Source organism: Methylocella sp. CPCC 101449, from assembly GCF_031921685.1.
Lineage (GTDB): Bacteria > Pseudomonadota > Alphaproteobacteria > Rhizobiales > Beijerinckiaceae > Terripilifer.
Genome location: NZ_JAPDHU010000002.1, coordinates 1,500,541 through 1,526,212 on the forward strand (window position 1 = coordinate 1,500,541; position 25,672 = coordinate 1,526,212).

The following is a 25,672-nucleotide window of genomic DNA, read 5'->3' on the forward strand; positions in this document are numbered from 1 at the left end:
ATGTCGTCATCGCGAGCGTAGCGAAGCAATCCAGTGGCGCAGGCAGAAAATGCCTGCGCCACTTGCGTTTTCAGCCTCGCTCCGGCTTCAACGCCGACGCGTCTGTTTCTCGGGCCCGCTTGATGAAGGCGATGGTTCGATCAGTGGCCTCAGCCGACAGGCCGATATATTTCTTGGGATCGAGACGCTCCTCCAGCTTCATATCCTTGGCGACGCCCGCGAGCTGCGGCCGCGCGTTGATCTCCTCGATCAAGGTCGTACCCTTCTCCCAGGCCGCCCGCGCCGCCAGCCGCACTTCCTCATGCGCCGTATGCTTGCCGATCTTCTCGCCGAGAATGAACATCGCCTCTTCGGCCATGATCAGCCCGCGGGTACGATCGATATTACGGGCCATGTTTTCGGGGTGAACTTTCAGCACCGCGACCATGCGCGCCGCAGCCTTGGTCGAGCGTTCCATCGCGATGGAAATATCGCCCAGCGTATCGGCATTGGAAATCTGGTCCCGCTCATAGATGGTCATCATCCAGTCGAGCAGGATTTGCGCCTGCGCCGGCACCACGCGCGCCATCTGCACCACCGTGCGCGAATAGCTCGGATTGACCTTATGCGGCATGGTCGATGAGCCGACGTTTTCCGTCGGCTCTTCCAGCTCGTTGAAATCATCACCGAGCAGCAGGAACACTTCCTGCCCCATGCGCCCCAGCGAACGCGCGGTGATCGCCAGCAGCTCGCCATATTCGGCATGCATGTCACGCGCCCCCTTCCAGTCAGCGGTAAAAGGCGTGCCGGCCCCAAGCTCCTTGGCGACCTCCGCCTCGACGGCGAAGGCATCGGGCCCCAAAGCCGCATAGCTGCCGACGGCGCCGGACAACATCGCCGTATTCGACCGTTCGATCCAGCCTTTCAGGCGCTCGATATTGCGTCGGTTCTCGGACAACCAGCTCCCGACCTTTACGCCAAACGTCAAAGGCAGTGCATGGCGACCCACCGTGCGGCCGATCATCGGCGTGGCGCGATGTTCCTGCGCCAGGTTCAAGAGCCCCTCTTCCACCCGCCGCAAATCGGCGATGAACAACCGCGCCGCCTCGCGGCACTGCGCCAATTGCACGGTGTCGTAAATGTCCTGCGTCGTCGCCCCATAATGAATGTATTCGCCCGCATCGCCTTGCGTGACTTTCGCCCAAACATTGATGAGAGCGACGAGCGGATGGCCGACGCGGCGCTGCTCTTCCGCCACCCGTTGCGGCAAAACGAAATCGATGCTGGCCGTCCGCTCGATCTCATCGGCCGCGGCTTTCGGAATGATGCCACGGCGCGCCTGCACGCGCGCCAGCGCCACTTCCATCCGCATCAGCATCTGCTGGGTGTTCGCCCGGCTGAACAGCTCCGTCGTCGATTGCGCCTCAGCGGCGCCATGTCCCCCGATCACGGCCAACGCGAAGCCGAATGCGACTGTCCACGTTCGGAGCGGTGAAAAAATGCATACGGAAATCATCGGCGAACCTCCCTCTTCGTCCATTCTCTGTTGCTTGACGATGGACTGACTTTACATGACGCGACGCTTATGCACCTAACACGGTATGTCGGTACAGGAGAGCGAAACCCCAGGAACCCAAGGCCGGGCCTATTGGCTGCGCCGGGGCATCATGGTCGCCGCCCGCCTGCCGATCTTCGTCATGGCCTTCACCTTTCTCGGCATCGGCGGCCTGGCCCGCGAAGCCGGCGTTCCCCTTGGCGCGGCGCTGCTGTCCACGGTGACGATCTGGGCCGGACCGGCGCAGGTGATCTATTTCGGCGCTTTGATCAATGGCGTCGCTTTGCCCGCGATTGCTTTATCGATCTCGCTGTCATCGATCCGTCTGCTGCCGATGTGCGTGTCTTTGCTGCCCGTGCTGCGCCAGTCGGCCGGATCGCGCCTCACCTTGCTTTACGCCATGCATCAGGTGGCGGTGACGGTCTGGGCGGAATCGATTCAAGCCATTCGCCAGATTCCACCGCACGGTCGCATGCCCTGGTTCATGGGTCTGGCGCATAGCCTGGTCGTTGCCGCTCTGATCGCCACCTGGATCGGCTACACGCTCGCTGCCACCCTGCCGCATGCTTTCGCCGCCGGCCTGCTGTTCATCACGCCGATCTATTTTACCTCGACCCTGGCGCGCAATGCCCGCGAACCGATCGATTGGATCGCCTTGTCGTCTGGCTTCGTGCTGGCGCCGTCGCTCAAGGGCATCGTCAGCGCCGGTTTCGATCTGATGATCATCGGCCTCGTCGGCGGCACCGCCGCCTGGCTATGGCAAAAGCGCATTCGCCGGCACGGAGCCCATCTATGACACCCGAAGCCTGGAGCGGCGGCCTGTGGCCCTATTTCGCTTTGATCCTCTTCGGCTTCCTGCCAAGTGAGATCTGGCGCATGCTCTCGGTCATCGTCGGCCGCGGCATCGACGAGAAATCGGAACTGCTGGAATGGGTGCGCGCGGTGGCGACAGCCCTGCTCGCCGGTGTCGTCGCCAACATTCTGCTGACACCGTCTGGCGCGCTCGCCACCGTGCCGCTCTTGGCGCGTGCTGGCGCGATGGTCATCGGTCTTGGCGTCTTCGCCCTCACCCGCCGATCCGTCATCGCCGGCGTGGCAGCCGGAGAAGCAGCGATCGTCGGCGCGGCCTGGTGGTTTGCCGGTTAAAGAGCCGCGCGAATGCGCTCGGCGTTTTGACGCAACACATCGGGCTTTTCCATCTCGCCCGTGTGCGGACGCAATCGGATGCCTTCCCAGCGCGGGATGACATGGAAGTGCAGATGGAACACCACCTGGCCGCCAGCCGTCTCGTTGAACTGCTGCAGTGTCAGGCCTTCTGCATCCATCCCCTTCACCACGGCGGCGCTGACACGCTGCACCCGCTCCATGAACGGACCAAGTGCCGCGGCAGGCATATCGAGGAGGCCGCGCGCTTCGACCTTGGGAATGATCAGCGTGTGGCCATCGCCGCGCGGCATGATGTCCATGAACGCAAAGGCGACGTCGTCCTCGAATACCTTATGACACGGCATTTCGCCGCGCAGGATCTTCGCAAAGATATTATCGGGTTGATATTCAAGACGGTAAGGCATGCTGGCATCTCCGCGCGCAGCAAAAACCTGCCGTTTCACGCCCGTCAAGGGAATGGCTGCCATTCGACTTTTGGCACTCACGGGAGAGCGCTGCTAACAAACTGTTTTCACGTGGATTTTATTAATATTTAACTTTGTTGTGACAGAGTCGGCCCTATCATCTTCACCTCGGCCTTATCGCGGAGGACCTGATGGCATCTCGTGATTTTGTACGTCAGCTTGCTGGCTACGGTCTGACGACGGCGGAAATCCTGTACCGCATGCCGGACCACCCGGCGATCCTGCAAAGCTATATCTGGCAGGACTACGATCTGCACCCGCGCTTTCCGGAACTGACGCGTTTCCTGGAATTCTGGACGACCAAGCTCGACGGTAGCCTCTATTCGGTGAGAATAGCCCATGCCCGGCTGATCAAGCCGGCAGAGCTGCGCATGTGCGATCAAGAGTTCCTGCTGAACTGAAGCCCTGGCTTACATCACTGGGGCATTTCGGTGGGGATCACCGTCATGACGCTGAAGAGGATGCCCAGCTCGACGAGTTGACGCGCCAAAGCCGGTGGTAGCGCATAAGAAACCGTGGCGAAGCCAGGGTTTGGAAAAAGCGCCACGTCCAATGTCACCGTGGCGCCTTCAAGCTTCAGAATCTTCGTGAGATCGTCGCGCGCGTGCTCAATCGCCCCAACGAGAAGATCAAGCCCGTCCTGCACGGAGAGCTCATCCTCGTCACCGATGGAACTCATGTAATAAACGTGGCGAAACCCACTCACCACTTCCTCTTTGTAGAGGGCGAAGTCCGCTATCTCATGCACCGGGGCATCGACAGGCAAATTGACGATGATATTGGCGCTGATCAGATCGGCGCTTTGGCTCGGTTGCATGTCAGACATGATGTATCCCCGATCAGGCGAACTCACTCCAGCTCCCGCTCCAGATCGCGGCGGAATGGCACGTGCTCGCCATAAATTTCGATCGACTGGCTAATCGCTTCCCGTTCCTGCTGCAAGAAACCATCGACGGCACGGGCCAGCCGTGGGTCCTCGAACATGTGCAGCGAATAGGTCTCGACCGGGCCGTAGCCACGCGCCAGTTTATGTTCGCCCTGTGCGCCAGCCTCAACACGCGACAGCTTGCGTGCAATGGCGAATTCGATCGCCTGATAGTAGCAGACCTCGAAATGCAGGAAGGGATGCTCCTCGATCGCGCCCCAGTTGCGGCCATAAAGCGCGTCGTCGCCGATGAAATTGATCGCGCCAGCGATATAGCGGCCGTTCCGCTTGGCCATCACCAGCAGGATGCGATCCGCCATCGCTTCGCCAACCTGCGAATAATAGCTGCGTGTCAGATAAGGCCGGCCCCATTTGCGTGAGCCGGTGTCCATGTAGAAAGCAAAGAAGGCATCCCAATGCGCTTCGGTAATGTCGCGGCCCGTCACCCATTCGATCTCGATGCCGTGCGCCAGAGCTTCCACCCGCTCCTTGCGGATGTTCTTGCGCTTGCGCGAAGCAAGATCGGCAAGGAACCCGTCGAAATCGTCATAGCCGCGATTGAAGAAATGGAACTGCTTGCCGGTACGGCGCAGAAAGCCGTTCTGTCCGAGCGCATCCCATTCCTGCTTCAACGGAAAGGTGATGTGCGTCGAGGAAGCTCCGGTGCGTGCCTGCAAGGCGCGAAAGCCTTCGACCAGCGCCGCTTGCGCCGCCGCCACATTCGTGCCCGGCGCCACCAGCAGACGCCGACCCTGAGCGGGTGTGAACGGCACGCTGACTTGCAGCTTGGGATAATAGTGACCGCCGGCCCGCTCGAACGCATCGGCCCAGGCATAATCGAAAACATATTCGCCCTGCGAATGGGTCTTCAGATAGCAGGGCGCGCAAGCCAGGATCGCACCACCCTTGTTCTCGACCACCAGATGCACGGGCGACCAGCCGGTGCGCGACGTGGCCGAACCGGAGGTCTCCAGCGTGTTGAGAAAGGCATGGGTCAAAAACGGATTGAACCGTTCCCGCTGCGGATCGGCTGGATCGCAGTCGATGTCGGGCGGGTTGGCGCACGCGTTCCAGCCGGCCGCATCGATATCGGCCATGGAGCGGGCAATTCGAATCTGGAAGGCGGACTCGGACATCAGCGAGGAATATAGAACCGGCGGGCGGCCACGCCCAGGGCGGGCCATGCCTAAAATGTAGTGCTGGAAATGTAGTACCGGGCTGGGTTTACGCAAGCCGGAACCGCGCCGAAAGCCGCATTGACCCCACTGTCGCCCCTATGAGACTCTAAGATCACAATGGCTTGAGGAGGGTGTCATGTTTTTCGGTCGCCCCTGGAGCGAATGGATCGCCGAGTATGAAACGAGCCATCGCGATCCCCGCAACCGGATCTGCCACACGTTCGGCATTCCGATGATCGTCGTCGCCATCGTCCTGTTCGTCTTTTCGCCCTTCGTCACCCATCTGTGGATCTGGGCCGCGGCGCTCTTCCTCCTCGGCTGGGTCTTGCAGTTCGTCGGCCATCTCTACGAACACAAGCCGCCGGAATTCTTCCACGACTGGCGTTTTCTCTTCGTCGGCCTGCGGTGGTGGTTGGCGAAAATGCGCGGCGCCGTGTGATCAGATGCCAACTGAAGCCTGCGTGTCATCCCCGACGCCTGCGTAGCAGGCGAGCGGGGATCCAGGGGCAAGCGGTAGAGCGCTGTTCGAGACTGTCGTGCGCGCTACGATATGCAGCGTTTTACCACTCGCTCCTGGATTCCCGCTCGCGCTTCGCGCGTCGGGAATGACACGGAGAGTTTTTCAACCGCCTGCTACGCGATATCTCCCTCGAAGACGATCTGATCGGCCCACTGCGCCGCCGCCTGTTTCTGCGCCGGCGTGCGCACCGTCCATGTCATCACCGGCAGCCCCAACGCGCGGCGCAAGAGATGCGGCACCGCATGGGGAAAATCGTTGACGTAATAGGACAGGAAATCCGGCCGCGTCGCATCCCAATGCAGGAAATTGCTGAGCGTCCGCTTGTCCGTATCGGAGAGAAAGCTCCATTCCGCATCATCATAATGCGCTTCCGCAACCATGCCGAGCGGCACATTCGGAATGCCGAGCGCATCCTTATTGGCGCGCAGATGCGTCATCACCTGTGGATCGAAACTCTTCAAGGCCACCTGTCCGCCATGGCGCGCGACGACCCGCGCCGTCTGCTCGGCCAAGCGCATGTCGCCGTCGAAGGCACTCTTGATCTCGATCACCAGCGTATGCTCGGCGCCCATGACATCGAGCAGAGCCGCGAGCGTCGGCACTTTGTCGTTGCTGCCCCGCAGGGACATTTGCGTGAGGTCAGCCGAAGCTATGTCGGCCACCCGGCCCTCCCGACCGATCAAACGATCAAGCGTGAAATCATGAAACACGACGACCTCGCCATCGGCTGTCAGTTGGACGTCGCATTCCATTGCATAACGGCCGGCCACGGCGCGCCATGCCGCCGACAATGAGTTCTCGATCACGCCGGCGGTGCGATCATGCAAACCCCGGTGAGCGATCGGGCGAGCGACGAGCCAGGATGGAGCCGGCATTTCAGGCCGCGATCTCGAATGCCGCTTCCACTTCGACGGCGGCATTGAGGGGCAGTTGCGCCACGCCGACCGTCGAACGGGCGTGCCGGCCGGCCTCACCCAAAGCCGTCACCATCAAATCGGAGGCACCGTTCATGATGGCAGGCAGAGCGAAGAAATTCGGCGCGGCGACGATGAAACCGCCGAGCCGCTGACACTGCTTGACCCGTTCGAAGGAGCCAAGCGCCGCACGCACCTGCGCCAACACGTTGACGGCGCATTGCTGGGCGGCGGCCCGGCCATTTTCCTCCGAAACCTCGCCCGCCACGCGGCCGAGAAACTGCGGCGGCAGCTTGCCGTCCACACCAAAGGGCAATTGGCCGGAAATCGTCAAAATCGAGCCGCAGATGGTCCAAGGCACATAATTGGCGACCGGTGCCGCCGGCGACGGCAGCTCAATTCCCAATGCTTTCAGACGCCCTTCAACCGTGGACATGGACGGACCTCGTAAAACGAAATTTTGGACGACCGCCGCGTTCAGCCCACAGCACGTCGATTTGATGATTATGCCGGTTGCAGCCCCCTGCCGAAACCCTAATTTCGCCACGAGAGCCGCCTATCCGGCATCGATTCTGCTTAGAGGCCTTTCATGACACAGCGTTGCGCCGTCCGCATGTCCCAGCGCGCCACTCTGGCCGGCGTCGCGGTTTTGTTGCAAGCCAGTGTCGGCATGGCCGCCGAGCCGGTGCATCTGTCACCCCATCGCGCGGTTTATGAACTGTCGCTGCTGCGCGGCACCGGCAGCGCGGCGCCGGTCGCCGTGCGCGGCCGCATTGTCTATGAGTTCAGCGGTTCGGCCTGCAAAGGCTACGAAGTGTCGTTCCGCCAGATCACCGAGATCACGCCGTCGGAAGGCGAGCCCCGCATGACCGACACACGCTCCACCACTTTTGAGAGCGGCGACGGCAAAACGTTGAACTTCCGCATCGAGAACATGATCGCCGATCGCGTGGTCAGCACCAACGAAGGCGAGGCCACCCGCTCCGACGACGGCGCGCTGTCGATCAACGTCAAGCAGCCGATGCCGAAACGCTCCGATGCGGACGTGGAAGTTACCTTCCCGACGATGCAGATGGTGCGCTCCATCGCGGCGGCGCGCGCCGGCGAGACGGCGATGGAAATGAAAATCTACGACGGCACGGATGGCGGCGATAAAATCTATCACACGCTCAACATTTTCGGTCACCGCTCGCAAGATCCGCTCGACGATCCGACGAAGGATGTCGAAGCGATGAAGGGCATGGCGCGCTGGCGCGTCAATGTCAGCTATTTCGACAATGCCAAGGCCGACGCCAATCCGAATTACAAAATGGCCTTCCAGATGTGGGACAATGGCATTTCCAGCGATCTCACGCTCGACTACGGCGACTTCGCGCTGAAGGGCAAGATGTCGAAGCTGGAAATGCTGCCGGCGAGCCCCTGCCCTTAATCTCTTGCCCTTAATCTGTCAGGGGCAGCGAACTGCCCCTGACAAGGCTCTTCAGGCTTCCTTGGTTTGCACGCGGACCGCGACCAGCACGGCCGCGCCAAGCAGAGCAAGACCGCCCACCAGAAACACACCCCGCACGCCGTTCAGATCAAAGATCGCCCCGCCACCGGCGGCGCCAGCGGCGATCCCAACAAAGATCAAGGCAACGAGCAGCCCCGTGGCGCTCTCGACCTCGTCTGGCACCGCGCGCGTGATCCACGTGGTAAAGGCCACGGGCACGGCGCCAAAGAGAACGCCCCAGATCACGATGAGAGCCGTATCGAAAGCGAGCGCACCACCGAATGCGGCGAGCAGCAGACCAAGCACCCCCATGCCCAACGCCGCCACGATCAACGTGCCTTTGAGACTGCGCTCAACCGCCGCGCCGCTCACAAACGTTCCGACATAGCTGCCAACACCGAAGACGAAGAGGATCATCGCCATCGTGCCAACGTTCACGGTGGTCACGGTTTCAAGATAAGGGCGGATATAGGTGAAATAACCGAAGTGCCCGGTGAAGACCAAGATCGCCGCCGCAAATCCAAAACCGATTCCCGGCCGCGAAATGATGTCGCCGAGCACCGCAAGACTGGCATGTCCTTTGGGCGCGACACGCGGCAGAAACAACATCTGCAACACCAGCACCAAGGCACCCAGAGCCGCTGCCAAAGCGAAAATGACCCGCCAATTGACGAGATCGCTCAAATAACCGCCGACAGGAATGGCGATGATCATCGCAGCCGGTATGCCGCTCATGACGATCGCTATGGCACGGGCCGCCATCGCTTCGGGCACCATGCGGATCGTCGTCGCCGCCGCCATGGTCCAGAAGCCGCCGATGGCCAGGCCGAGCACGATGCGCGCCGCCAGCAGAAGCTCGATATTCGGCGCGACCGCCGCCAGAAGGTTCGACACGATCAGGAGCAGCGAGAACGCCAGCAGAACTGGCTTGCGGTTGAAGCGGCGCGTCACCGTGGCGCTCAGCAGCGCCCCGATCAGGCCGGCAAACGCGGTTGCCGTCACCGCCTGGCCCGCCACCCCTGTGGTCACGCCCAAGCCTTGCGCCATCGGCGTCAGAACGCTCGCCGGCAACAATTCCGCCGTCAGCAGGGCCGTGACGCCCAGCATCATGGCGACCACACCGGCCCATAAAGCTGGCTTGGGCACAGCCGTAAAAGGCTCTATATTGATATCTATGTCCGTATTCGCACTCATGTCGCGACCAGCTCCTTTGCGCTGCGTTGCAACATAAATAGGATCGACAATCCGGACGATATATGCCATAAAATCTCGAACTATTGATCATTCGTCCGGAGACACTGTGAACACCGCCCATGACTTGGTGAGCGAGATCATGCTGGGCATGCGGCTCCTGGGCGTCACCTATCGGCGCACCCAGGTGACCAAGCCCTTCGGTTTGCGCTTCGACACCCACGCCGGACGGGCGCAGTTTCACTTCGTGGCGGAGGGCACGCTGTTTCTGCGCGGTTATGGGGCGGACCCGATCGTTCTGCGCAGCGGCGACGCCCTGCTCATGCCGCGCGGCGGCCCTCATGACCTGGTTTCGGCGCCCGACGAACCGAGCCGCCCTGTCGAGAGCTTCGCCACCAAACCGCTGTGCGAAAACATCAGCGTCACGTCTGCCTGCGTTGACGAGACCGGCCAGCATCGCGATGCGCTGATCTTCAGCGCCTGCATGGATTTCGATCTCGGCGGCATGCGCCCCCTCATCGATCAAATGCCCGACGTGATGCAAGTCGACGACCTGCTGAACCGGCAACCTGAAATCAGGCCCATGCTCCACGCGATGGAACGGGAAACCTGTCAGCCGCGTGCCGGTTCGGTGGGCATCACCGCGCGTCTCGCCGATGTGGTCGCCGCCTCGATCGTGCGCGATTGGATCGAATGCAACTGCCGCGACGGCACCGGCTGGTTTGTCGCGCTGCATGACCCGCGCCTTGGTCGCGCCATCGCGGCGCTTCATCGCGATCCCAGCCGCGACTGGACCGTGGCCGATCTCGCGACGGAAGCCGGCACCTCACGCTCGGTCTTCGCCGACCGCTTCCAGGCCATCGTCGGACAACCGCCCTTGCGTTACGCCACGGACCTGCGCATGCGCCTTGCCGCGCAATGGCTCGAGCGTGATCGCATGTCGATCGATAAGGTCGCCGAGCGGCTTGGCTATGCTTCGCAGGCCGCCTTCAGCCGGGCCTTCAAACGTTCGACCGGGCAATCCCCTGGCGCGCGGCGCGGCAAAAACGCGGCGAGCGTCTAACGTTTGCCGAAGACGATGCCTTTGGTGATCGCGCTCCGGCCGAATTTCTCGCGCAGACTATCGATGGCGGTTTCGGTCGCCTTCTCCCGCACCACGCGCGTATCGGCGAGATCGCCGTGATCGGCCTGCGCCGCCTCGACCAGATTTGAAATACCCACGCCGATCAAACGATAGCGCCGGCCGTTCCCTTCCTTGGCAAGAAGATCGCGCGCCGCCTCGAAAATGCGGCTGGCAAGCTGCGTCGGCTCAGACAGCATGCGCGCGCGCGTCAGAATACGGAAATCCGCCGTCTTCAATTTCAACGTCAGACTGTCGCCGGAAATGCCTTGCGCCTTCAGGCGCGACGATACTTTCTCGCTGAGCAGGAACAGTTTTTGCGACAGGACGGTGAGATCGGAGATATCTTCCTCGAATGTGGTTTCCGCCGACACGCTCTTGCGTTCACGCTCCGGCGAAACGGTGCGATCGTCGAGCCCATGCGAAAGACGCCACAACCGCCGTCCTTCGGGGCCGAAGCGACGGAACATCTCGATTTCCTCGAGCGCCTGGATGTCGCTGATCATGCGCAGACCTTCGCGCTCGAAACGCTCCTGCGCCACCTTGCCGACGCCCCAGATGGCCGACACTGGCCGCGCGCCCAGGAACGCCTTGGCTTCCGCTTGCCCGATGACGGCGAAGCCACGCGGCTTGTCGAGATCGGACGCCATCTTCGCCAGGAATTTGCAGTAGGACAGACCAACCGACACGGTGATGCCCAGCTCCCGTTCGATCCGGCTGGCGAACCGCGCCAGTACGGCGGCAGCACTCGCCTGATGCAGACGCTCGGTGCCGCCGAGATCGAGAAACGCCTCGTCGATCGACAGCGGCTCGACCAGCGGCGTCAATTCCAGCATCAGCTCGCGCACCTGATGGCCGACGGTGACATATTTCTGCATGTCGGGGCGCACGACCTTCGCCTGCGGACAGAGTGCCAGCGCTTTGAACATCGGCATCGCCGAACGCACGCCATAGGTGCGCGCGATATAGCAGCAGGTGGAGACCACGCCGCGCTTGCCGCCCCCGACGATCAGCGGCTCATCCCGCAAGGCCGGATTGTCGCGTTTCTCGATCGCCGCGTAAAAAGCATCGCAATCGATATGCGCGACGCTGAGCTGATCCAGTTCGTCGTGGCTGACGATTCTCGGCGACCCACAGGCTGCGCAGCGCCGCCCGCCCGCCGGGCTTCGCGCAAGACAGTCGCGGCACAGGATCATCTTATCCATGCCGCAAACATTGGCGGACAAAGCGAGAACCGGCAAGAACGCACCGGCACATATCCCCCGTGCCCCTATGCCGGGGCGCAGCCTTTTGCCGGATCCTGACAAAAAGTCCGGGACCGTGTCGGGCTTCGGCCAGGCAAACGAAAAGCCCCGCCGCCGGAAGCACCGGACAGCGGGGCTCAAACTCAGGGCGGCCACACCGCAGCCGCAAGATATCAACCCTTGCTCAACCCTTGCGGCGTTCTTTCTTGGCGGCCTTGCGTTCCGCATAGCGCCGATCGCGAGCAGCCTTCTGCTCGGCCTTCAGCGCGGCATCCGCGGCTTCCAGTTCGGCTTTCAGCTGTTCCTCTTCGGCCTTGGCTTTCGCCTCGGCCTGCTTGGCCAGTTCGAGATCGCGAGCAGCCTGGGCAGCAAGCTCAGCCTCGCGGACTTTCTTAGCGGCCTCTCGTTCGGCTTCGCGCGCCATACGGGCTTTGACGATCGCCTCGCGTTCAGCGCGGCGCGCCTCAAGTGCGGGATCGTTGGCTAAGGCACGAATTTTATCCAGCGTCGCCTTTTTCGCTGCAGCGGCCGCGTCCCGGCGCTGTCTCAGATTTGGTTCTAAAAAATTACTCACTTGTTCTCCAATAAGCGCGGTCTCCACCACCGCCTCAACGACGCGGAGCTAATCCACGCTGTCTGATTTTTCAACACAGGCGGCGGGCAGACCACCGTTTTCGCCCCGCACACCGCCCGAAAGCTGGCCCGAACGACCAGGACGGTATCCAAGAATATGCGGGGATTTCCAAAAGCTATCAGATGAATGCGACGAAATCTGGATTCAGGCCTTCAACAAGCCGATTAGCTCCATTCCGGCGACTTCCCGCCCATCGCCATTAAGGCCTTGTTAACGTCACCAGGGTCGCGCCCCACCTGTTCGGCGAACATCAGGAGCAGGCGCTCGTCCCCCGCCAGATAGTCCAGAACCGCCGCAAGAAAGCCCGGATCGGCGGCTGCTTGCCGGATATTGGCCGGATCGATGCCGCTCAAGGCCAGGAAGCGGGACAGCCGCTCCTCGTCCGCCGCCAAGAAAGCCAGTGCTTCTATGGCTAAGGATTCAGCAGCTTGATGATTGATTTGACGACTCATTTGCCCCGGCATTTGTTGGTTGGATTCTCTTTTCGTAAATGTTCATGGGATACAAGACGACAAGGGGTGCTCAAGCCTCGCGATCTGGCGAGCCGGCACCGGGGACACGCATCCGATATGGCAAAAACGGTTTTGATCGTAGAAGACAATGAGCTGAATATGAAGCTCTTCAACGATCTGCTCGAAGCCCACGGCTATCAGACTGTTCAGACGCGCAACGGCGTGGAAGCCGTTGAATTGGCGCGTAAACACCATCCAGACCTGATTCTCATGGACATCCAGCTGCCGGAAGTGTCCGGGCTGCAGGTGACACAGTGGATCAAGGACGACGAAACCCTGCGCGACATTCCCGTGATCGCCGTGACGGCTTTCGCCATGAAAGGCGACGAGGAGAAGATTCGCCAGGGCGGCTGCGAGGCTTATCTGTCGAAGCCGATTTCTGTCGTGAAATTTTTGGAAACCATCCGCAACTATACGGGCGACAAGTAAGGGGCCCGGCATGACTGCGCGCGTTCTCGTTGTCGACGACATTCTCGCCAACACCAAATTGTTGGAAGCCCGGCTGACGGCCGAATATTTCGACGTCACCACGGCCACCAACGGGCTGGACGCCCTGGCCCTATGCGCCAGCGGCCAGTGCGACATCGTTCTGCTCGATGTCATGATGCCCGAAATGGACGGTTTCGAAGTCTGCCGCCGTCTGAAGAGCGATCCGGCGACCGCGCACATTCCCGTCATCATGGTGACCGCGCTGGACCAACCCTCCGACCGGGTGAAGGGCCTGGACATGGGCGCCGACGACTTCCTCACCAAGCCGGTGGACGAAGTGGCGCTGATCGCGCGCGTCCGCTCCCTGGCGCGCTTGAAAGTCACGCTCGACGAATTGCGCAATCGCGCCCGCACTGCCGCCAGCATGGGCGCCAACACCGGCCTGTCGGCCGCCATCGCCGACCAAGGCACCGCCGCCCGCATCCTCGTGGTCGATGACCGGGCCAGTTCGTCGGAACGCATCCTGCGCTCGTTCGAAAAGATCCATTACGTCGAACTCGAACACGAGCCGCAGAACGCCCTCTTTCGTGCCGCCGAAGGCAATTTCGAACTGGTCGTCGTCAGCCTGTCGCTGAAGGATTTCGACGGCCTGCGCCTGTGCAGCCAGCTTCGCTCGCTGGAACGCACGCGCCATCTGCCGATCCTGCTGGTGGCAGACCTCGACGATCGCACGAAAGTGCTGCGTGGCCTCGATCTCGGCGTCAACGACTACATCAGCCGCCCGGTCGACCAGAACGAACTCATCGCCCGCTCACGCACCCAGGTGCGCCGCAAGCGCTATACCGATGCGCTCAACAACAATGTCCAGGCCTCCATCGAGCTCGCCCTGGTCGATGCCCTCACCGGCCTCTACAACCGCCGCTATCTCGAAATGCATCTGGCTGAGATGCTCGACCAGGCAACGGCCCGCAGCCGCCCCTTGTCGCTGATGATCCTCGACATCGACCATTTCAAAGCCGTCAACGATACCCACGGCCATGATGCCGGCGATGACGTACTCAAGGGCTTCGCGCATCGCGTGAAGAACGTCATCCGCAGCGCCGATCTCATTTGCCGGCTCGGCGGCGAGGAATTCGTGGTCATTATGCCCGATACCGGCATGACCGTCGCGCACCGGATCGCCGAACGCGTCCGCTGCGCCGTGGAAGAAAGCATGTTCGGCATCGGCGAAGGCGCCAAGCTGATCCCGATCACCGTCTCGATCGGCCTTGCCCTGTCCATAGACGATACCGACCCCGACGTGCTGTTCCGCCGGGCCGACAGAGCGCTTTATCGCTCCAAAAACGAAGGTCGGAATCGCGTCACGGCGGACGCCGCCTGAGCGGTAAACCCAAGCTCAAGGCTTGGGCGTTAACCGCATTCCTTTAGGTAAACAGTCGTTTAACAGAGGACGGGAACTTTGAGCGATTGCGCTCGACCCGGCTGTCACGATAACGTCCTCTCCGTCAGCGATGAGTCTGACACCGCAGCTTTCAAACACCCTACGGGTTGCTCAGGTCCGCCGCATCTCCTGGGTCCGTGGGGCAGGCCGGCCGGTCGTGGTTCAGGAGTGGCCTCCTCGGAATTGCGCCGGCCGGCCACCTGCCGCCGACTTCAGCCAAAAATCCAAAAATTAATGTCTTTTCAGCGATTCGCGGCGAGTTCGCTTACCACTCCTTTATCAGGTTCCCGTACACAACAGGCTCCTCCCGTTCGACTTGGGTCTGGAGCTGCCATCTATGCGTAAGACTGAACTCAGGGGCCGATTTCTCAGCCCCCTCGCCGCATGGACGGCCCTTTTCAAACGTGATCGTTCCGGCACCGTCGCCACGGCCTTCGCGCTGGCCGCCGTCCCTCTGGTGATCGCCACGGGCGTTGCCGTCGAATACAGCTCCAGCCTCGCCGCCCAAGCCAGTCTGCAGAACGCGCTCGACAGCGCGACGATGCAAGTCGCGCAAACCAGCGGCGATGCCACGACGATTGGCACGGCTTCGCTGAACGCCGCAGCCGCCAGCAACCGGTTCTCCATCCTCTCAGGGTCATGGAGCCGGGGCTCCGACGGCACGACCACGGGTTCGGCGACCGCTCAGATCAGCACCACGTTCCTGAGCTTCATCAACCGCGCCAATCTGACGATTTCGGTCGCCTCGAAAGTCGCCACCAGAGGCTCCGCCGCCAACAATGTCTGCATTCTGGTGCTCGACCCGACGTCCAGCCAATCGTTGCTGGTCAACAGCGGCGTCACCCTCAATGCACCGACCTGCGAAATCGACGTCGCCTCAAAAGGCGCCCCTGCGGCGATTTTCAATTCGGGCGGAAATTTCCAGGTTTCGAAAATCTGCGTCGCCGGCACGAACGTGATCCAGAACGGCGGCGCCGTCGCCGCGCTTTCCACCGGCTGTACGACCGCCAGCGATCCCTTCGCCGGCACCCTGCCCACCCCGGCTTCGGCCACCTGCACGGTCAGCAATCAGAACTACAGCGGCACCAACACACTGTCGCCTGGCGTCTATTGCGGCAATTTCAACTTCAACGGTTCCGGCACGCTGAACCTGCAGCCCGGCGTCTACGTGTTCAAAAACACGCGCTGGAATCTCAACAGCGGCTGGACAGTGAACGGCACCGGCGTCACCTTCTATTTCGTCGACTCCAATTCCTACATTCAGGTCAACAGCGGCGTCGCCATCAACATCTCCGCGCCGACCAGCGGCACCTATGCCAATCTGCTGATGTATGAAGCGGCCAATCTGTCGAAGTCGAGTTTCTCGATCAATGGCTCGGCCGGCCACACCTTCACCGGTCTCATCTATCTGCCGAGCCGCAACATCACCTTCAATTCGGTCTCCAACGTCTCGTCCGAGAACATCACCATCGTCGTCAATCAGCTCATCCTGAACACGCTCAATTGGACGTTCGCCAGTTCGGCCAAGACGATCAGCGCCGCCGGTTCGAGCGGTGCCCTGAGCTATTATTTCATCAGATAAGCGAGTCGTCGCGACACGGAAAAACCCTCGGTTCCCGCGAACCGAGGGTTTGCTTTTTGCCGAACCCGATGAGGCTAATGAGCCGCTTCGCCACGCTTGACCTGCTGATCGAACGCCGCCCACACGCCATCCTCACCGTCCCAGGCACCGCGCGTCGCACCCTTCGAATATTCGGTGGCCCGCTGTTCGAAGAAATTGGCGTGCTCGACGCCGTTCAAGCTTTCAACGAGCCAGGGCAGCGGATGCGGCTTGACCTGCTTATGGCCGGTGGCCGTCTCCGTGTAATAGCCGTAGACGCCGGGCAGATGCAGCTGCGACAACCGCCAATCGGCGATGTAGCGCACATAGGATTTGATGTCTTCCGGCGTCATGCCATCGATATCGCCAAGACCGAAGGCGAGATCGATGAAACGCTCCTCAAGCCCGACCATGGTGCGCGCCACATCGACAATGTCGTCACGCACGGCCGGCGTCACCGCACCGGTTTCGCGGTTCCATTCGTGATAGAGCTTGATCACGCCTTCGCAATGCAAGCTCTCATCGCGCACCGACCAACTGACGATCTGGCCCATGCCGTTCATCTTGTTGTGGCGCGGGAAGTTGAGCAGCATGGCGAAACTGGCGAACAGCGCCATGCCCTCGGTGAAAGCCCCGAACATGGCAAGCGTGCGCGCTACATCCGAGACGGTGCCGACGCCGAACGTGTGCATGTAATCGGCCTTGTCACGCATCGCCGCATAGTCGCGGAAGGCGGCGAACTCGGTGTTCGGCATGCCCAGCGTCTTCAAGAGCAGCGCATAGGCATCGATATGCACCGTCTCCATGTTGGAAAAGGCCGCCATCATCATTTGCACTTCGAGCGGCTGGAAGATCGGGATGTAGCGCTTCAGATAATTGTCGCCGACCTCCACATCCGACTGGGTGAAGAAGCGAAAAATCTGCGTCAGCAGATTGCGCTCGCCTTCCGTCACCCGGTCGGACGCCCAATCCTTGATGTCGGCGCCCAAAGGCACTTCCTCGCCCATCCAATGGGTCTGTTGCTGGCGCTTCCAGAACTCATAGGCCCAGGGGTAGCGATCGACATTATAGGTGCCGGTCGCCGTCAGCAGTCCGACCTGACCGGTGCCGATCAGATCGCGCGGATCGGTTTTGCCGAGATCGAGCAGACGGGGCGCAAGATCGATCACTGACATGCCAGGCACTCCTCATAGTCGGTTCTGGCGGACGTGGTGAACGCAGCCTTCTGCTGACCATCGCCGGCGAAAGCGGCGCGGCTGATCGACTTCGAGCGGCAGTAGTACAGGCTCTTCATGCCGCGCTTCCAGGCCGTCCAGTGCAGCATGTGCAGATCCCATTTATCGATATCGGCCGGCAGATAGAGATTGATCGACTGGCTCTGACAGACATAGGGCGCGCGATCGGCGGCCAGATCGACGACCCAGCGCTGATCGATCTCGAAGGCCGTGCGGAACACCGCCTTTTCATCGTCGGTCAAGAAGTCGAGATGCTGCACAGACCCTTCCTGCGCGACGATCGACTGCCAGGTGTCGGTGGTGTTGACGCCCTTTTCCTCGAATAGCTTTTCGAGATGGATGTTGCGCACCGCAAAGGCGCCCGACAAGGTCTTGTGCATATAGATATTGGCCGGGATCGGCTCGATACAGGCGCTGGTGCCGCCGGCAATGATGCTGATCGACGCCGTCGGCGCGATGGCGATCTTGTGGCTGAAGCGCGCCCGCATGCCGCGCTCCTGCGCGTCCGGACAAGCACCGCGCTCGTTGGCCAGAAGCACCGAGGCGGAATCCGCCTCGCGGCGGATTTTCTTGAAGATGCGCAGGTTCCACGATTTCGCGAGCGCGCTCTCCATCGGAATGCGCCGCGATTGCAGGAACGAATGGAAGCCCATGACGCCGAGGCCGACGGAACGCTCGCGCAAGGCCGAATAGCGGGCGCGCGACATGCTGTCGGGCGCGCTCTCGATGAACGAGGTCAGCACATTGTCGAGCATGCGCAGCACGTCCTCGACCAGGCCCGGATCGTCGCCCCATTGATCCCAGGTCTCGATGTTGAGCGAGGCCAGGCAGCACACCGCCGTGCGATCCTCGCCGTTATGGTCCCTGCCCGTCGGCAGCGTGATCTCGCTGCACAGATTGGAGGTCGAGACTTTCAGGCCGAGATCGCGCTGATGCTTCGGCAAGGCACGGTTCACCGCATCGATGAACAAGAGATACGGCTCGCCGGTCTGCATGCGCGTTTCGAGAATGCGTTGCCAGAGCTGGCGCGCATCCACATGGCGCATCACCTTGCCGTCCTTCGGGCTCTTCAGCGCGAATTTGGCGCCGGCCTGCACCGCTTCCATGAACTCGTCGGTAACATTGATGCCGTGATGGAGGTTAAGCCCCTTGCGGTTGAAATCGCCGGAGGATTTACGGATTTCGAGAAATTCCTCGATCTCCGGATGGTGGATGTCGAGATAGACGGCGGCCGAACCGCGCCGCAGCGACCCCTGGCTGATCGCCAAGGTGAGACCGTCCATCACATGGATGAACGGAATGATGCCCGAAGTGGCGCCATTGCCTTTTACCGGTTCGCCTATCGAGCGCACCTTCCCCCAATAGGTGCCGATGCCGCCGCCGTTGGAGGCCAGCGCCACGTTCTCGTTCCAGGTCGCGACAATGCCGTCGAGCGAGTCGGGAACGGTGTTGAGGAAGCAGGAAATCGGCAGGCCGCGGGTCGTGCCGCCGTTCGACAGGATCGGCGTCGAGGGCATGAACCACAGGCGCGACATCGCATCATAAAGACGCTGGGCATGGGCGACATCGTCGGCATAGGCGCAGGACACGCGGGCGAACATGTCCTGATAGCTCTCGCCCGGCATCAGATAGCGGTCATCGAGGGTCGCTTTGCCGAAGGCCGTCAGCAGGCCATCGCGCGACCGATCGAGTTGGAGGTCCGCCGGCTTCGGCTTTGGCGCCAGCGGATAAGGCGGCGGGGCATGCAGTTCACGCGGACGCTCAACCGTACGCACGGTCTCGCGCAGGATGGTGCGCTGAACGGGCTCCGGAAGCGGAACCAGATGGCCGTGTTTGTCGAAGTCGAATGCTGCTTGCCCCATGCGAAAATCCCGCTGTTCGATCTGGGATGAACGCTGGCGCAACGACGCACCGACAAGACCTTAAGGCCTTCGGCACTTCGCAACGGCCAACGCGGCACCCCGCCCGTGGTCGATCCATGTTCCCGGCAGGTCTTCTGGCTCGTGGGTCGCTGCTTCCTCCGGCCTTCCCAACGCCTTTTGGCGTCAGTGGCATAGTCGGATGAAGCTTCACCACTTACAGCTGCGGGGGCAGCCCCGGATTTGCACCGGGTTCCCTTTTCACCGCAGACGAATCTGCGGACCGTGAACACCATATGTTGTGTTTATAAGGCCAAGATTGTCAACGAATGGTTGGCGTTCTGACACAAATATTCGTGCACAGCCGCCATGCGGGGAGCCCCGATTGCCTGCCATCCAACCGCATGTGAGAAGGCGCGCGGAGGCTGACGAATGGCATTTGAACCGGGTCGAATATTTGCGCTGGCGCTTGCCTCCATCGGCCTGCTGACGCCCTTCGCCATCCACCTTTTTCTGCCGGTCACCCCGGTCCTTAAAGGTGCCTTCGGCATTTCCGATGCCTTGGCGCAGATCAGCTTCAGCCTGCCGCTCTTGGTGATGGCCTTCGCCAATCTGGTCTATGGGGCGCTGGCTGACCGCTACGGCCGCCGGCCGGTGCTGCTCTCAGGTCTCGCTCTCTTCCTCTTCGGCAGCCTGCTCGGCATGCTGGCTGACACGATCACCACCCTGATCATCGCCCGCGTCGTCCAGGCGATCGGCGCCGGCTGCGGCACCACCCTGGTGCGCGCCATCGCGCGCGACGCCTATGGCCCGGAGAAACTGGTCAAGGTGATCAGCTATCTCACAATGTTCTACACACTAGGACCGATGGTCTCGCCGACCGTCGCGGGCCTGCTGCTCGATCATTTCACCTGGCGGGCGGTGATGATCTTCTCCTTCGCCTCCGGCGCCATCATCATGCTCGGCACTTATTTCTTCGTGCCGGAAACCCGGCCGGGCGTGAAGCTGGAAGCCGGGCAAAGCGTGCTCGGCAATTATCGCGAACTGTTCTCGCACCCGCGCTTCATCGCTTATGCCCTGCAACCCGGCTTCAGCACCGCCGTCTTCTTCTCGATCGCCGCCGCATCGGCCTATGTGATGAAGGACATGCTGCACCGGCCCTCGACCGAGTTCGGCCTGTATTTCTTTCTCTTCCCCTTGGGCTTCTTCAGCGGCAATTTCATTTCCAGCCGCATCGGCAATCGCGTGCCTCATGAAATCATGGTGCTCGCCGGCTCGCTGATCCTGACCGCCTCCGTCGCCACGATTCTGACGCTACTGATGCTCGGCTATGTGCATCCGCTGGCAATATTTCTGCCCGGCTTCTTCAATCCTTTCGCCCAAGGCATTTCCATGCCCTATGCGCAGAGCGCCGCCATGCAGATCGTGCCGCGTCTCGCCGGCACAGCCGCAGGCGTCGCCATTTTCTCTCAGAGTTTTTTCGGCGCCGTCTTCACGCAGATCTACGGCACCATGGCCGATGGCACCATCAAGCCAATGATCATCGTCACCGGCGTCGGCGCGGCGCTGTGCCTGTTTTTCGGCTCGATCCCGTTCGTCCTGCGAATGCGGGAGCGCGCGAAGGCCTAGTCGCCGTTGGCCCGCGCCCATTCCAGGGCTTGAATCGTCATCTGCGGGTTCTTCAGTTTGCCGATGCGTCGCAGCTCTTTATCCTTGAACGGATTGCCGCCGATCCGCAGGCCGAAGGGACCGCCGCGCGCCTTCTCCTCCAGGATCGTCAACGCGCCGAGACTTTTCGGCAAACTCTTCAACTGGCAGTTGGTGAGATTGAGGATCATCAGTTTGCGCAACTGACCGATTTCAGCCGGCAGCACTTCCAACGGATTTTCCTCGAAATCGAGCTGGATCAGCTCCGGCAGTGCGAAGACGTCAGGCGGAATCGCATCGCGAAAGGAGGAATTCAGCAAGAGCGTGTGCAGGTTGGGAAACTGGCGCAGGAAGCCGTCGGGAATATCCAGCCATTCGGTACGGTCGAGCCCGAGAATTTTGAGTTGGGATGCCGGGCGATCGAGCTGCGGCAAATCTACCAAAGCGCTGCGTCCGAGATAAAGATCGGTCAGCCCCTTCATATGAAACAGCGCGGCGGGAACGTTGCGCAAGGGATTGCCGAACAGATGCAGGCTGATGCAGCGAAACGTCTCGGCGAAAGCAGCCGGAATGGTTTCGATGCGATTGCCCATGAGAAAGAGATAGTCGAGCCCCTCTTGCGTCGCGATCTCTTCAGGAATGGCGCGCAGTTTTAGCGCGTTGAGATCGAGCGTATCCGGCGTGTGGCGGCCGGCCACGTAGAAATCGATCTGATCATCATCCGACCATTCGTCCATGTCGGCTGGATCGGGTCGCCCCGCTGCGCGCCAGGCGATGCGGTCACGCGCAAGCTGGAGCCCCTGTTCCACTGTCAGATCGTTCGGGAGATCGATAATCCAAGGCGCGAGACGCTGATCAGGCATTCGCTGTTCTCAATCCGCTTAAAGCAATCCAAGTTCGCGCAATTCGCGGCGCAGCTCTTCCGGCATTTGCGCCAATTCGCCGAAGCCGGCCGTCACGTCCTCCGGCTTCTCATTGTCCTTGAGATAGCGCCAGCCCTGAAACGGCCGGCACGGACGCGGCATGATCGGTATGACATCGGGCTCCATCACGATGAAGCAGCGCGAGATGCCCTGATCGTCGGTGAAGGGCCTGACATCAATGAGTTTCTGACGCGCCGAGACCTGACCCTTGATGACCCAGTACATCGAGCCGCCGTCGAGCAATTCCGCGACGCGCTTGGGAACCATGCGAGTGCGATGCGTGTGTTCCTGCGGCTCGCCAGCTTTTTTCTTGGCGGCCATCCGTTGCTGAACCCACTCTTCGTGGTCGCGGATCGACTCCGCCCCCACCGACAATTTGATCAAATGCAGTGCCATGGAGCCATTTTGGCGCCCCTGCCGACGCGGAACAAGCCAGGCGCCGCGCGATCTCGGGCCGCGCTGTGCCGACCCGGCTTCCGGCCTACGATTTGACCAGCAGAATCAACAGGCTTTCGGGTATCCCGAGCCGGCTTTATTTGCCGGCGGGGCTGTTGATAGCGTTCATCAGACAGCTCGTCGTGCGGAACTGCTGTTCGGCCAATTGCGCCGCGATCGCCAATGTCTTGCCCCGCTCGAAATTGAACCCGCAGGCAGCCGACGAGGCCGGCGTCATCACTTCCACCACCGGCGGCGCGGCACCTTTCAGCATCTGCACGGTTTCGATGCGCGCATAGCTATTGGCGCCGTCGCGGCGCACGTTCAGCACGCGCCCGGTGATCACGAGCGAGGCCTGTTGCGCCGCCTGTTCGCGCGATTGCTTGACGCAGGAACAAGCCGAAGCCTGCCCCACCGCCAGAAGCGACAGGCAGACCACGCCTGTCGCGACGAGAGAAGCCCGGATCATCCGCGGCCCTCGAAGGGCATTTTCGTGGCCTTGATGGTCATGAACAAAACATTGGTCTCCAGCGGCAGATTGGCCATGGCGGCGATGGCGCGGCCGACATGATCGAGCGCCATCGTCGCTTCCGGCCGGATCGATCCGTCCGGCTGCGGCACGCCTTTCTTCATCTTGTCGGCCATGCTGCTCTCCGCATTACCGATGTCTATCTGACCGACGGCTATGTCATATTTGCGGCCGTCCAGCGCCGCCGTCTTGGTGATGCCGGTCACCGCATGTTTCGTCGCCGTATAGGCGATCGAATTCGGGCGCGGCGTATGCGCCGAGATCGAGCCATTGTTGATGATGCGGCCGCCCTGCGGCTTCTGATCCTTCATGATGCGGAAGGCCGCCTGGGTGCACAGGAACACGCCGTTGAGATTGACGTTCACCACGTCTTGCCATCTCTCGAACGGCAGATCTTCCAACAGCGACGGCGCGCCGCCCATGCCGGCATTGTTGAAGAGCAGATCGAGGCGGCCGAATTCGGACTTGATCTTGCCGAACAGCGCATCCACCTGTTTGGGGTCGCCGACATTGCACGCCACCGCGATGGCTTTGCCGCCGGCCTTCTTGATCGCCGCGACCGCTTCGTCCAACGGCTCCTGCCGCCGTCCCGCGAGCACCAGCGTATAGCCGATACCAGCCAGCGCCAGCGCCGCCGCGCGGCCAATGCCCGTGCCGCCGCCGGTCACCAAAGCGATTTTCTGATCTGACATTCAGGCGTCTCCCGTTTCTGTTTCGATTGTCAGCAAAGCGGCATTCTGCGCCACCTGCTGGCCTGCATGAACGCTCATCGGACCCATACGGCCCGCCACCGGCGCCATCAGCACATGCTCCATTTTCATCGCCTCGACAATGGCCAGGCGCTGGCCCTTCTCCACCGCCTCGCCAGCCGCGACGAAGACCGCGACCAGCTTGCCATGCATCGGCGAGCGCACCACATTGCCATCGCTGCCGGACGCTTCATCCGCATGATCAAGCGCGTCGAACAAGGCGATGTGAACCTGCCGCCCCTCGCGCAGAACGAATACGCCGTGATCTCCGGCATAGGCACTGAGCAGCGGATCGGACGCGCTCCAGCGACCATTCTCGTATCGCACGACCTGTTGCATCTGCGCATAAGTCGCCACCATCTCGCCGGCACGCCATTCGATATCAGCCGTTGCGCGTTCTCCCTCAATCGCAATGGCGATCTTCTGCCGGCGTACGGCGCCAAGTTGAAACGCATCGCCACGCCCCCACGGGTCGGTAAAGCGAGCGGCCGGCGATTGTCCGGCGCAAGCCAGCGCGACCGCCGCGCCGAAGGCCACGGCGCCTTCATCATAAGGCTGCGGCACAGCCCCGAGATCGGCAAGGTGCCGCTCGATGAAACCGGTGTCGTAGTGATTGCTGGCGAATTTCGGCCGTGTCACGAGCCGATGCAGGAAGCCGGCATTCGATCGTGGACCAAAGACTTTCGTCGCCGCCAGAGCATCGGCCAGCCGTTTGATCGCCTCTTCACGCGTCGGCGCATGGGCGATGACCTTGGCGATCATCGGATCATAGAACGGTGTCACGTCATTGCCGGCGGCGACACCCGCATCGACACGCACGCCCTCTCCCGAAGGTAGATCGAGCGCCAGAATGCGTCCCGTCGACGGCAGGAAGCCACTGTTCGGGTCTTCGGCATAGAGCCGTGTTTCGATGGCGTGGCCTGAAAGTCTGATGTCGGCCTGCTGCAGCCCAAGACGGCCGCCGGCGGCGACGCGAAACTGCATCTCCACCAGATCAAGTCCCGTCACGGCTTCCGTCACCGGATGTTCCACCTGCAACCGCGTGTTCATTTCCATGAACCAGAAACTGTCAGGCGACAGCGGCCGCGATCCATCGGCGATGAATTCCACCGTGCCGGCGCCGACATAACCCACCGCGCGGGCGGCAGCCACCGCGGCCTCGCCCATGGCGCTGCGGGTTTCATCGTTCATGCCGGGCGCCGGCGCTTCCTCGATCACCTTCTGATGCCGGCGCTGCAGGGTGCAATCGCGCTCGAACAGATGCAGCGCATGGCCATGACTGTCGGCGAACATTTGAATCTCGATATGGCGCGGCGCGCTGACATATTTTTCGATCAGCACGCGCGGATTGCCAAAGGACGACTGCGCCTCGCGCTGCGCCGAGGCCAAAGCATCGGCGAAATCAGCCGCGCGCTCCACCTTGCGCATGCCCTTGCCGCCACCGCCAGCCACCGCCTTGACGAGAACGGGATAGCCGATGCGCCCGGCCTCATCCGCCAGTTGCTTCGCCGCCTGCTCCGCCCCGTCATAGCCCGGCACCACCGGCACGCCGGATTTGCGCATCAGCGCCTTGGCCTCGTCCTTCAGGCCCATGGCACGAATGGCTGAAGGCGGCGGCCCGACGAAAACGACACCCGCTGCGGCGCAGGCTTCGGCGAACTCGGCATTCTCCGACAGAAAGCCATAGCCCGGATGCAGACAGGCCGCCTTGGTGGCACGCGCCACGTCAAGAATGACATCGCCGCGCAGATAGGACTGCGCCGCCGGCGCCGGGCCAATCTCATGCGCTTCATCGGCGAGGCGCACGTGCAAAGCGTTCCTGTCCGCCTGCGAATAGACGGCGATGGTGCGCAGGCCCAAGCGCCGCGCGGAGCGGATGATCCGGCAGGCAATTTCACCGCGATTGGCAATCAGAACGGAGTTGAACATGGTG

At 61.7% G+C, this 25,672-nt stretch carries 27 protein-coding genes and 1 riboswitch; of the genes, 10 read left to right on the forward strand and 17 right to left on the reverse strand.

Annotated features, from left to right (window positions below):
- Window positions 1-70 precede the first annotated feature (70 nt).
- The gene (locus tag OIM99_RS17950; RefSeq protein ID WP_311851823.1) at window positions 71-1,429 is read right to left on the reverse strand and encodes a lyase family protein; all 1,359 of its coding nucleotides are present in this window, start codon (window positions 1,427-1,429) and stop codon (window positions 71-73) included.
- A gap of 151 nt (window positions 1,430-1,580) precedes the next feature.
- Between OIM99_RS17950 and OIM99_RS17955 the strand changes: the two genes are divergently transcribed.
- Together OIM99_RS17955 and OIM99_RS17960 are read left to right on the forward strand one after the other, a co-directional pair.
- The gene (locus OIM99_RS17955) at window positions 1,581-2,330 is read left to right on the forward strand and encodes an AzlC family ABC transporter permease (protein ID WP_311851824.1); all 750 of its coding nucleotides are present in this window, start codon (window positions 1,581-1,583) and stop codon (window positions 2,328-2,330) included.
- Window positions 2,327-2,680, forward strand: a complete 354-nt coding sequence (locus tag OIM99_RS17960; protein WP_311851825.1) for an AzlD domain-containing protein — start codon at window positions 2,327-2,329, stop codon at window positions 2,678-2,680. The genes OIM99_RS17955 and OIM99_RS17960 overlap by 4 nt, the downstream gene beginning before the upstream one ends.
- Here OIM99_RS17960 and OIM99_RS17965 read toward each other — a convergent pair.
- Window positions 2,677-3,105 carry an HIT family protein gene (locus OIM99_RS17965; RefSeq protein ID WP_311851826.1) on the reverse strand — a complete coding sequence of 143 codons (429 nt, stop codon included), beginning with the start codon at window positions 3,103-3,105 and terminating at the stop codon, window positions 2,677-2,679. The genes OIM99_RS17960 and OIM99_RS17965 overlap by 4 nt on opposite strands.
- A 191-nt stretch (window positions 3,106-3,296) precedes the next feature.
- Here OIM99_RS17965 and OIM99_RS17970 point away from each other — a divergent pair, with 191 nt between their 5' ends.
- Window positions 3,297-3,566: an usg protein gene (locus tag OIM99_RS17970; protein ID WP_311851827.1), complete on the forward strand. Its 270-nt coding sequence runs from the start codon at window positions 3,297-3,299 to the stop codon at window positions 3,564-3,566.
- A gap of 14 nt (window positions 3,567-3,580) precedes the next feature.
- Here OIM99_RS17970 and OIM99_RS17975 read toward each other — a convergent pair whose 3' ends face one another.
- Together OIM99_RS17975 and OIM99_RS17980 are read right to left on the reverse strand one after the other, a co-directional pair.
- A complete protein-coding gene (locus tag OIM99_RS17975) occupies window positions 3,581-3,991 on the reverse strand; it encodes a hypothetical protein (protein WP_311851828.1) in 411 nt (136 codons plus the stop codon).
- Window positions 3,992-4,014: 23 nt separating this feature from the next.
- Complete coding sequence (locus OIM99_RS17980; protein WP_311851829.1) at window positions 4,015-5,187, reverse strand: GNAT family N-acetyltransferase; 1,173 nt, start codon at window positions 5,185-5,187, stop codon at window positions 4,015-4,017.
- A gap of 217 nt (window positions 5,188-5,404) precedes the next feature.
- Here OIM99_RS17980 and OIM99_RS17985 point away from each other — a divergent pair, with 217 nt between their 5' ends.
- Window positions 5,405-5,707 carry an Mpo1-like protein gene (locus OIM99_RS17985; RefSeq protein WP_311851830.1) on the forward strand — a complete coding sequence of 101 codons (303 nt, stop codon included), beginning with the start codon at window positions 5,405-5,407 and terminating at the stop codon, window positions 5,705-5,707.
- Window positions 5,708-5,901: 194 nt separating this feature from the next.
- Here the strand turns inward: OIM99_RS17985 and OIM99_RS17990 are convergent, their stop codons facing one another.
- Window positions 5,902-6,663 (reverse strand): glycerophosphodiester phosphodiesterase family protein, encoded by a 762-nt coding sequence (locus OIM99_RS17990; protein ID WP_311851831.1) that lies wholly within the window; start codon window positions 6,661-6,663, stop codon window positions 5,902-5,904.
- A gap of 1 nt (window position 6,664) precedes the next feature.
- Window positions 6,665-7,138 carry a RidA family protein gene (locus OIM99_RS17995; RefSeq protein WP_311851832.1) on the reverse strand — a complete coding sequence of 158 codons (474 nt, stop codon included), beginning with the start codon at window positions 7,136-7,138 and terminating at the stop codon, window positions 6,665-6,667.
- 153 nt (window positions 7,139-7,291) lie between these two features.
- Here OIM99_RS17995 and OIM99_RS18000 point away from each other — a divergent pair, with 153 nt between their 5' ends.
- Window positions 7,292-8,131 carry a cell envelope integrity EipB family protein gene (locus OIM99_RS18000; protein ID WP_311851833.1) on the forward strand — a complete coding sequence of 280 codons (840 nt, stop codon included), beginning with the start codon at window positions 7,292-7,294 and terminating at the stop codon, window positions 8,129-8,131.
- A 51-nt stretch (window positions 8,132-8,182) separates the two neighbouring features.
- Here the strand turns inward: OIM99_RS18000 and OIM99_RS18005 are convergent, their stop codons facing one another.
- Window positions 8,183-9,385: an MFS transporter gene (locus OIM99_RS18005; RefSeq protein ID WP_311851834.1), complete on the reverse strand. Its 1,203-nt coding sequence runs from the start codon at window positions 9,383-9,385 to the stop codon at window positions 8,183-8,185.
- A gap of 106 nt (window positions 9,386-9,491) precedes the next feature.
- Between OIM99_RS18005 and OIM99_RS18010 the strand changes: the two genes are divergently transcribed.
- Window positions 9,492-10,445 carry an AraC family transcriptional regulator gene (locus OIM99_RS18010; protein WP_311851835.1) on the forward strand — a complete coding sequence of 318 codons (954 nt, stop codon included), beginning with the start codon at window positions 9,492-9,494 and terminating at the stop codon, window positions 10,443-10,445.
- On the opposite strand, the gene OIM99_RS18015 is transcribed toward OIM99_RS18010, so the two are convergent.
- The 3 genes from OIM99_RS18015 to OIM99_RS18025 form a co-directional block, all read right to left on the reverse strand.
- Window positions 10,442-11,707 carry a DNA polymerase IV gene (locus tag OIM99_RS18015; protein WP_311851836.1) on the reverse strand — a complete coding sequence of 422 codons (1,266 nt, stop codon included), beginning with the start codon at window positions 11,705-11,707 and terminating at the stop codon, window positions 10,442-10,444. The genes OIM99_RS18010 and OIM99_RS18015 overlap by 4 nt on opposite strands.
- Before the next feature lie 223 nt (window positions 11,708-11,930).
- Window positions 11,931-12,347 (reverse strand): DUF6481 family protein, encoded by a 417-nt coding sequence (locus OIM99_RS18020; RefSeq protein ID WP_311851837.1) that lies wholly within the window; start codon window positions 12,345-12,347, stop codon window positions 11,931-11,933.
- Window positions 12,348-12,544: 197 nt separating this feature from the next.
- On the reverse strand, window positions 12,545-12,832 hold the full coding sequence (locus OIM99_RS18025) for a DUF3572 domain-containing protein (protein ID WP_311851838.1): 288 nt from the start codon (window positions 12,830-12,832) through the stop codon (window positions 12,545-12,547).
- Window positions 12,833-12,949: 117 nt separating this feature from the next.
- On the opposite strand from OIM99_RS18025, the gene OIM99_RS18030 reads away from it, so the two are divergent.
- From OIM99_RS18030 to OIM99_RS18040, 3 genes are all read left to right on the forward strand, one after another.
- Window positions 12,950-13,321, forward strand: coding sequence for a response regulator (locus tag OIM99_RS18030; RefSeq protein ID WP_311852282.1), 372 nt, complete (start codon window positions 12,950-12,952; stop codon window positions 13,319-13,321).
- 10 nt (window positions 13,322-13,331) lie between these two features.
- Window positions 13,332-14,702, forward strand: a complete 1,371-nt coding sequence (locus OIM99_RS18035) for a PleD family two-component system response regulator (RefSeq protein WP_311851839.1) — start codon at window positions 13,332-13,334, stop codon at window positions 14,700-14,702.
- A gap of 397 nt (window positions 14,703-15,099) precedes the next feature.
- Window positions 15,100-16,344, forward strand: coding sequence for a TadE/TadG family type IV pilus assembly protein (locus OIM99_RS18040; RefSeq protein ID WP_311851840.1), 1,245 nt, complete (start codon window positions 15,100-15,102; stop codon window positions 16,342-16,344).
- Between the two features lie 74 nt (window positions 16,345-16,418).
- On the opposite strand, the gene OIM99_RS18045 is transcribed toward OIM99_RS18040, so the two are convergent.
- Both OIM99_RS18045 and OIM99_RS18050 read right to left on the reverse strand, forming a co-directional pair.
- Entirely contained in the window at window positions 16,419-17,537 is a 1,119-nt protein-coding gene (locus OIM99_RS18045; RefSeq protein ID WP_311851841.1) for a ribonucleotide-diphosphate reductase subunit beta, read from the reverse strand.
- Window positions 17,528-19,459 (reverse strand): ribonucleoside-diphosphate reductase subunit alpha, encoded by a 1,932-nt coding sequence (locus OIM99_RS18050; protein WP_311851842.1) that lies wholly within the window; start codon window positions 19,457-19,459, stop codon window positions 17,528-17,530. Before OIM99_RS18050 ends, OIM99_RS18045 begins: the two co-directional genes overlap by 10 nt.
- A 106-nt stretch (window positions 19,460-19,565) precedes the next feature.
- A riboswitch (cobalamin riboswitch) is annotated at window positions 19,566-19,759 on the reverse strand.
- Between the two features lie 129 nt (window positions 19,760-19,888).
- Here OIM99_RS18050 and OIM99_RS18055 point away from each other — a divergent pair.
- Window positions 19,889-21,085, forward strand: coding sequence for a multidrug effflux MFS transporter (locus OIM99_RS18055; RefSeq protein ID WP_311851843.1), 1,197 nt, complete (start codon window positions 19,889-19,891; stop codon window positions 21,083-21,085).
- On the opposite strand, the gene OIM99_RS18060 is transcribed toward OIM99_RS18055, so the two are convergent.
- The 5 genes from OIM99_RS18060 to OIM99_RS18080 all read right to left on the reverse strand — a co-directional run bounded on the left by OIM99_RS18060 (window position 21,082) and on the right by OIM99_RS18080 (window position 25,668).
- Window positions 21,082-21,966, reverse strand: a complete 885-nt coding sequence (locus OIM99_RS18060; protein ID WP_311851844.1) for a leucine-rich repeat domain-containing protein — start codon at window positions 21,964-21,966, stop codon at window positions 21,082-21,084. The two genes, OIM99_RS18055 and OIM99_RS18060, sit on opposite strands and share 4 nt — an antisense overlap.
- Before the next feature lie 18 nt (window positions 21,967-21,984).
- Window positions 21,985-22,422: a DUF1489 family protein gene (locus OIM99_RS18065; RefSeq protein WP_311851845.1), complete on the reverse strand. Its 438-nt coding sequence runs from the start codon at window positions 22,420-22,422 to the stop codon at window positions 21,985-21,987.
- Between the two features lie 136 nt (window positions 22,423-22,558).
- Window positions 22,559-22,930 carry a hypothetical protein gene (locus OIM99_RS18070; protein WP_311851846.1) on the reverse strand — a complete coding sequence of 124 codons (372 nt, stop codon included), beginning with the start codon at window positions 22,928-22,930 and terminating at the stop codon, window positions 22,559-22,561.
- Window positions 22,927-23,682: an SDR family oxidoreductase gene (locus OIM99_RS18075; RefSeq protein ID WP_311851847.1), complete on the reverse strand. Its 756-nt coding sequence runs from the start codon at window positions 23,680-23,682 to the stop codon at window positions 22,927-22,929. The genes OIM99_RS18070 and OIM99_RS18075 overlap by 4 nt, the downstream gene beginning before the upstream one ends.
- The gene (locus OIM99_RS18080; protein WP_311851848.1) at window positions 23,683-25,668 is read right to left on the reverse strand and encodes an acetyl-CoA carboxylase biotin carboxylase subunit; all 1,986 of its coding nucleotides are present in this window, start codon (window positions 25,666-25,668) and stop codon (window positions 23,683-23,685) included. It lies immediately after the preceding gene.
- Window positions 25,669-25,672: the final 4 nt, after the last annotated feature.

Excerpts from the sequence above, each read along its gene's own strand:
- OIM99_RS17985 (WP_311851830.1), top strand. The coding sequence starts at position 5,405 with ATGTTTTTCGGTCGCCCCTGGAGCGAATGGATCGCCGAGTATGAAACG.
- OIM99_RS17955 (WP_311851824.1), top strand. The coding sequence starts at position 1,581 with ATGTCGGTACAGGAGAGCGAAACCCCAGGAACCCAAGGCCGGGCCTAT.
- OIM99_RS18005 (WP_311851834.1), bottom strand. The coding sequence starts at position 9,385 with ATGAGTGCGAATACGGACATAGATATCAATATAGAGCCTTTTACGGCT.
- OIM99_RS18065 (WP_311851845.1), bottom strand. The coding sequence starts at position 22,422 with ATGGCACTGCATTTGATCAAATTGTCGGTGGGGGCGGAGTCGATCCGC.
- OIM99_RS17980 (WP_311851829.1), bottom strand. The coding sequence starts at position 5,187 with ATGGCCGATATCGATGCGGCCGGCTGGAACGCGTGCGCCAACCCGCCC.
- OIM99_RS18025 (WP_311851838.1), bottom strand. The coding sequence starts at position 12,832 with ATGAGTCGTCAAATCAATCATCAAGCTGCTGAATCCTTAGCCATAGAA.
- OIM99_RS18015 (WP_311851836.1), bottom strand. The coding sequence starts at position 11,707 with ATGGATAAGATGATCCTGTGCCGCGACTGTCTTGCGCGAAGCCCGGCG.
- OIM99_RS18030 (WP_311852282.1), top strand. The coding sequence starts at position 12,950 with ATGGCAAAAACGGTTTTGATCGTAGAAGACAATGAGCTGAATATGAAG.
- OIM99_RS18050 (WP_311851842.1), bottom strand. The coding sequence starts at position 19,459 with ATGGGGCAAGCAGCATTCGACTTCGACAAACACGGCCATCTGGTTCCG.
- OIM99_RS18000 (WP_311851833.1), top strand. The coding sequence starts at position 7,292 with ATGACACAGCGTTGCGCCGTCCGCATGTCCCAGCGCGCCACTCTGGCC.
- OIM99_RS17960 (WP_311851825.1), top strand. The coding sequence starts at position 2,327 with ATGACACCCGAAGCCTGGAGCGGCGGCCTGTGGCCCTATTTCGCTTTG.
- OIM99_RS17975 (WP_311851828.1), bottom strand. The coding sequence starts at position 3,991 with ATGTCTGACATGCAACCGAGCCAAAGCGCCGATCTGATCAGCGCCAAT.
- OIM99_RS18045 (WP_311851841.1), bottom strand. The coding sequence starts at position 17,537 with ATGTCAGTGATCGATCTTGCGCCCCGTCTGCTCGATCTCGGCAAAACC.
- OIM99_RS18060 (WP_311851844.1), bottom strand. The coding sequence starts at position 21,966 with ATGCCTGATCAGCGTCTCGCGCCTTGGATTATCGATCTCCCGAACGAT.
- OIM99_RS17995 (WP_311851832.1), bottom strand. The coding sequence starts at position 7,138 with ATGTCCACGGTTGAAGGGCGTCTGAAAGCATTGGGAATTGAGCTGCCG.
- OIM99_RS18035 (WP_311851839.1), top strand. The coding sequence starts at position 13,332 with ATGACTGCGCGCGTTCTCGTTGTCGACGACATTCTCGCCAACACCAAA.
- OIM99_RS18075 (WP_311851847.1), bottom strand. The coding sequence starts at position 23,682 with ATGTCAGATCAGAAAATCGCTTTGGTGACCGGCGGCGGCACGGGCATT.
- OIM99_RS17965 (WP_311851826.1), bottom strand. The coding sequence starts at position 3,105 with ATGCCTTACCGTCTTGAATATCAACCCGATAATATCTTTGCGAAGATC.
- OIM99_RS17990 (WP_311851831.1), bottom strand. The coding sequence starts at position 6,663 with ATGCCGGCTCCATCCTGGCTCGTCGCTCGCCCGATCGCTCACCGGGGT.
- OIM99_RS18055 (WP_311851843.1), top strand. The coding sequence starts at position 19,889 with ATGGCATTTGAACCGGGTCGAATATTTGCGCTGGCGCTTGCCTCCATC.
- OIM99_RS18070 (WP_311851846.1), bottom strand. The coding sequence starts at position 22,930 with ATGATCCGGGCTTCTCTCGTCGCGACAGGCGTGGTCTGCCTGTCGCTT.
- OIM99_RS17970 (WP_311851827.1), top strand. The coding sequence starts at position 3,297 with ATGGCATCTCGTGATTTTGTACGTCAGCTTGCTGGCTACGGTCTGACG.
- OIM99_RS18080 (WP_311851848.1), bottom strand. The coding sequence starts at position 25,668 with ATGTTCAACTCCGTTCTGATTGCCAATCGCGGTGAAATTGCCTGCCGG.
- OIM99_RS18040 (WP_311851840.1), top strand. The coding sequence starts at position 15,100 with ATGCGTAAGACTGAACTCAGGGGCCGATTTCTCAGCCCCCTCGCCGCA.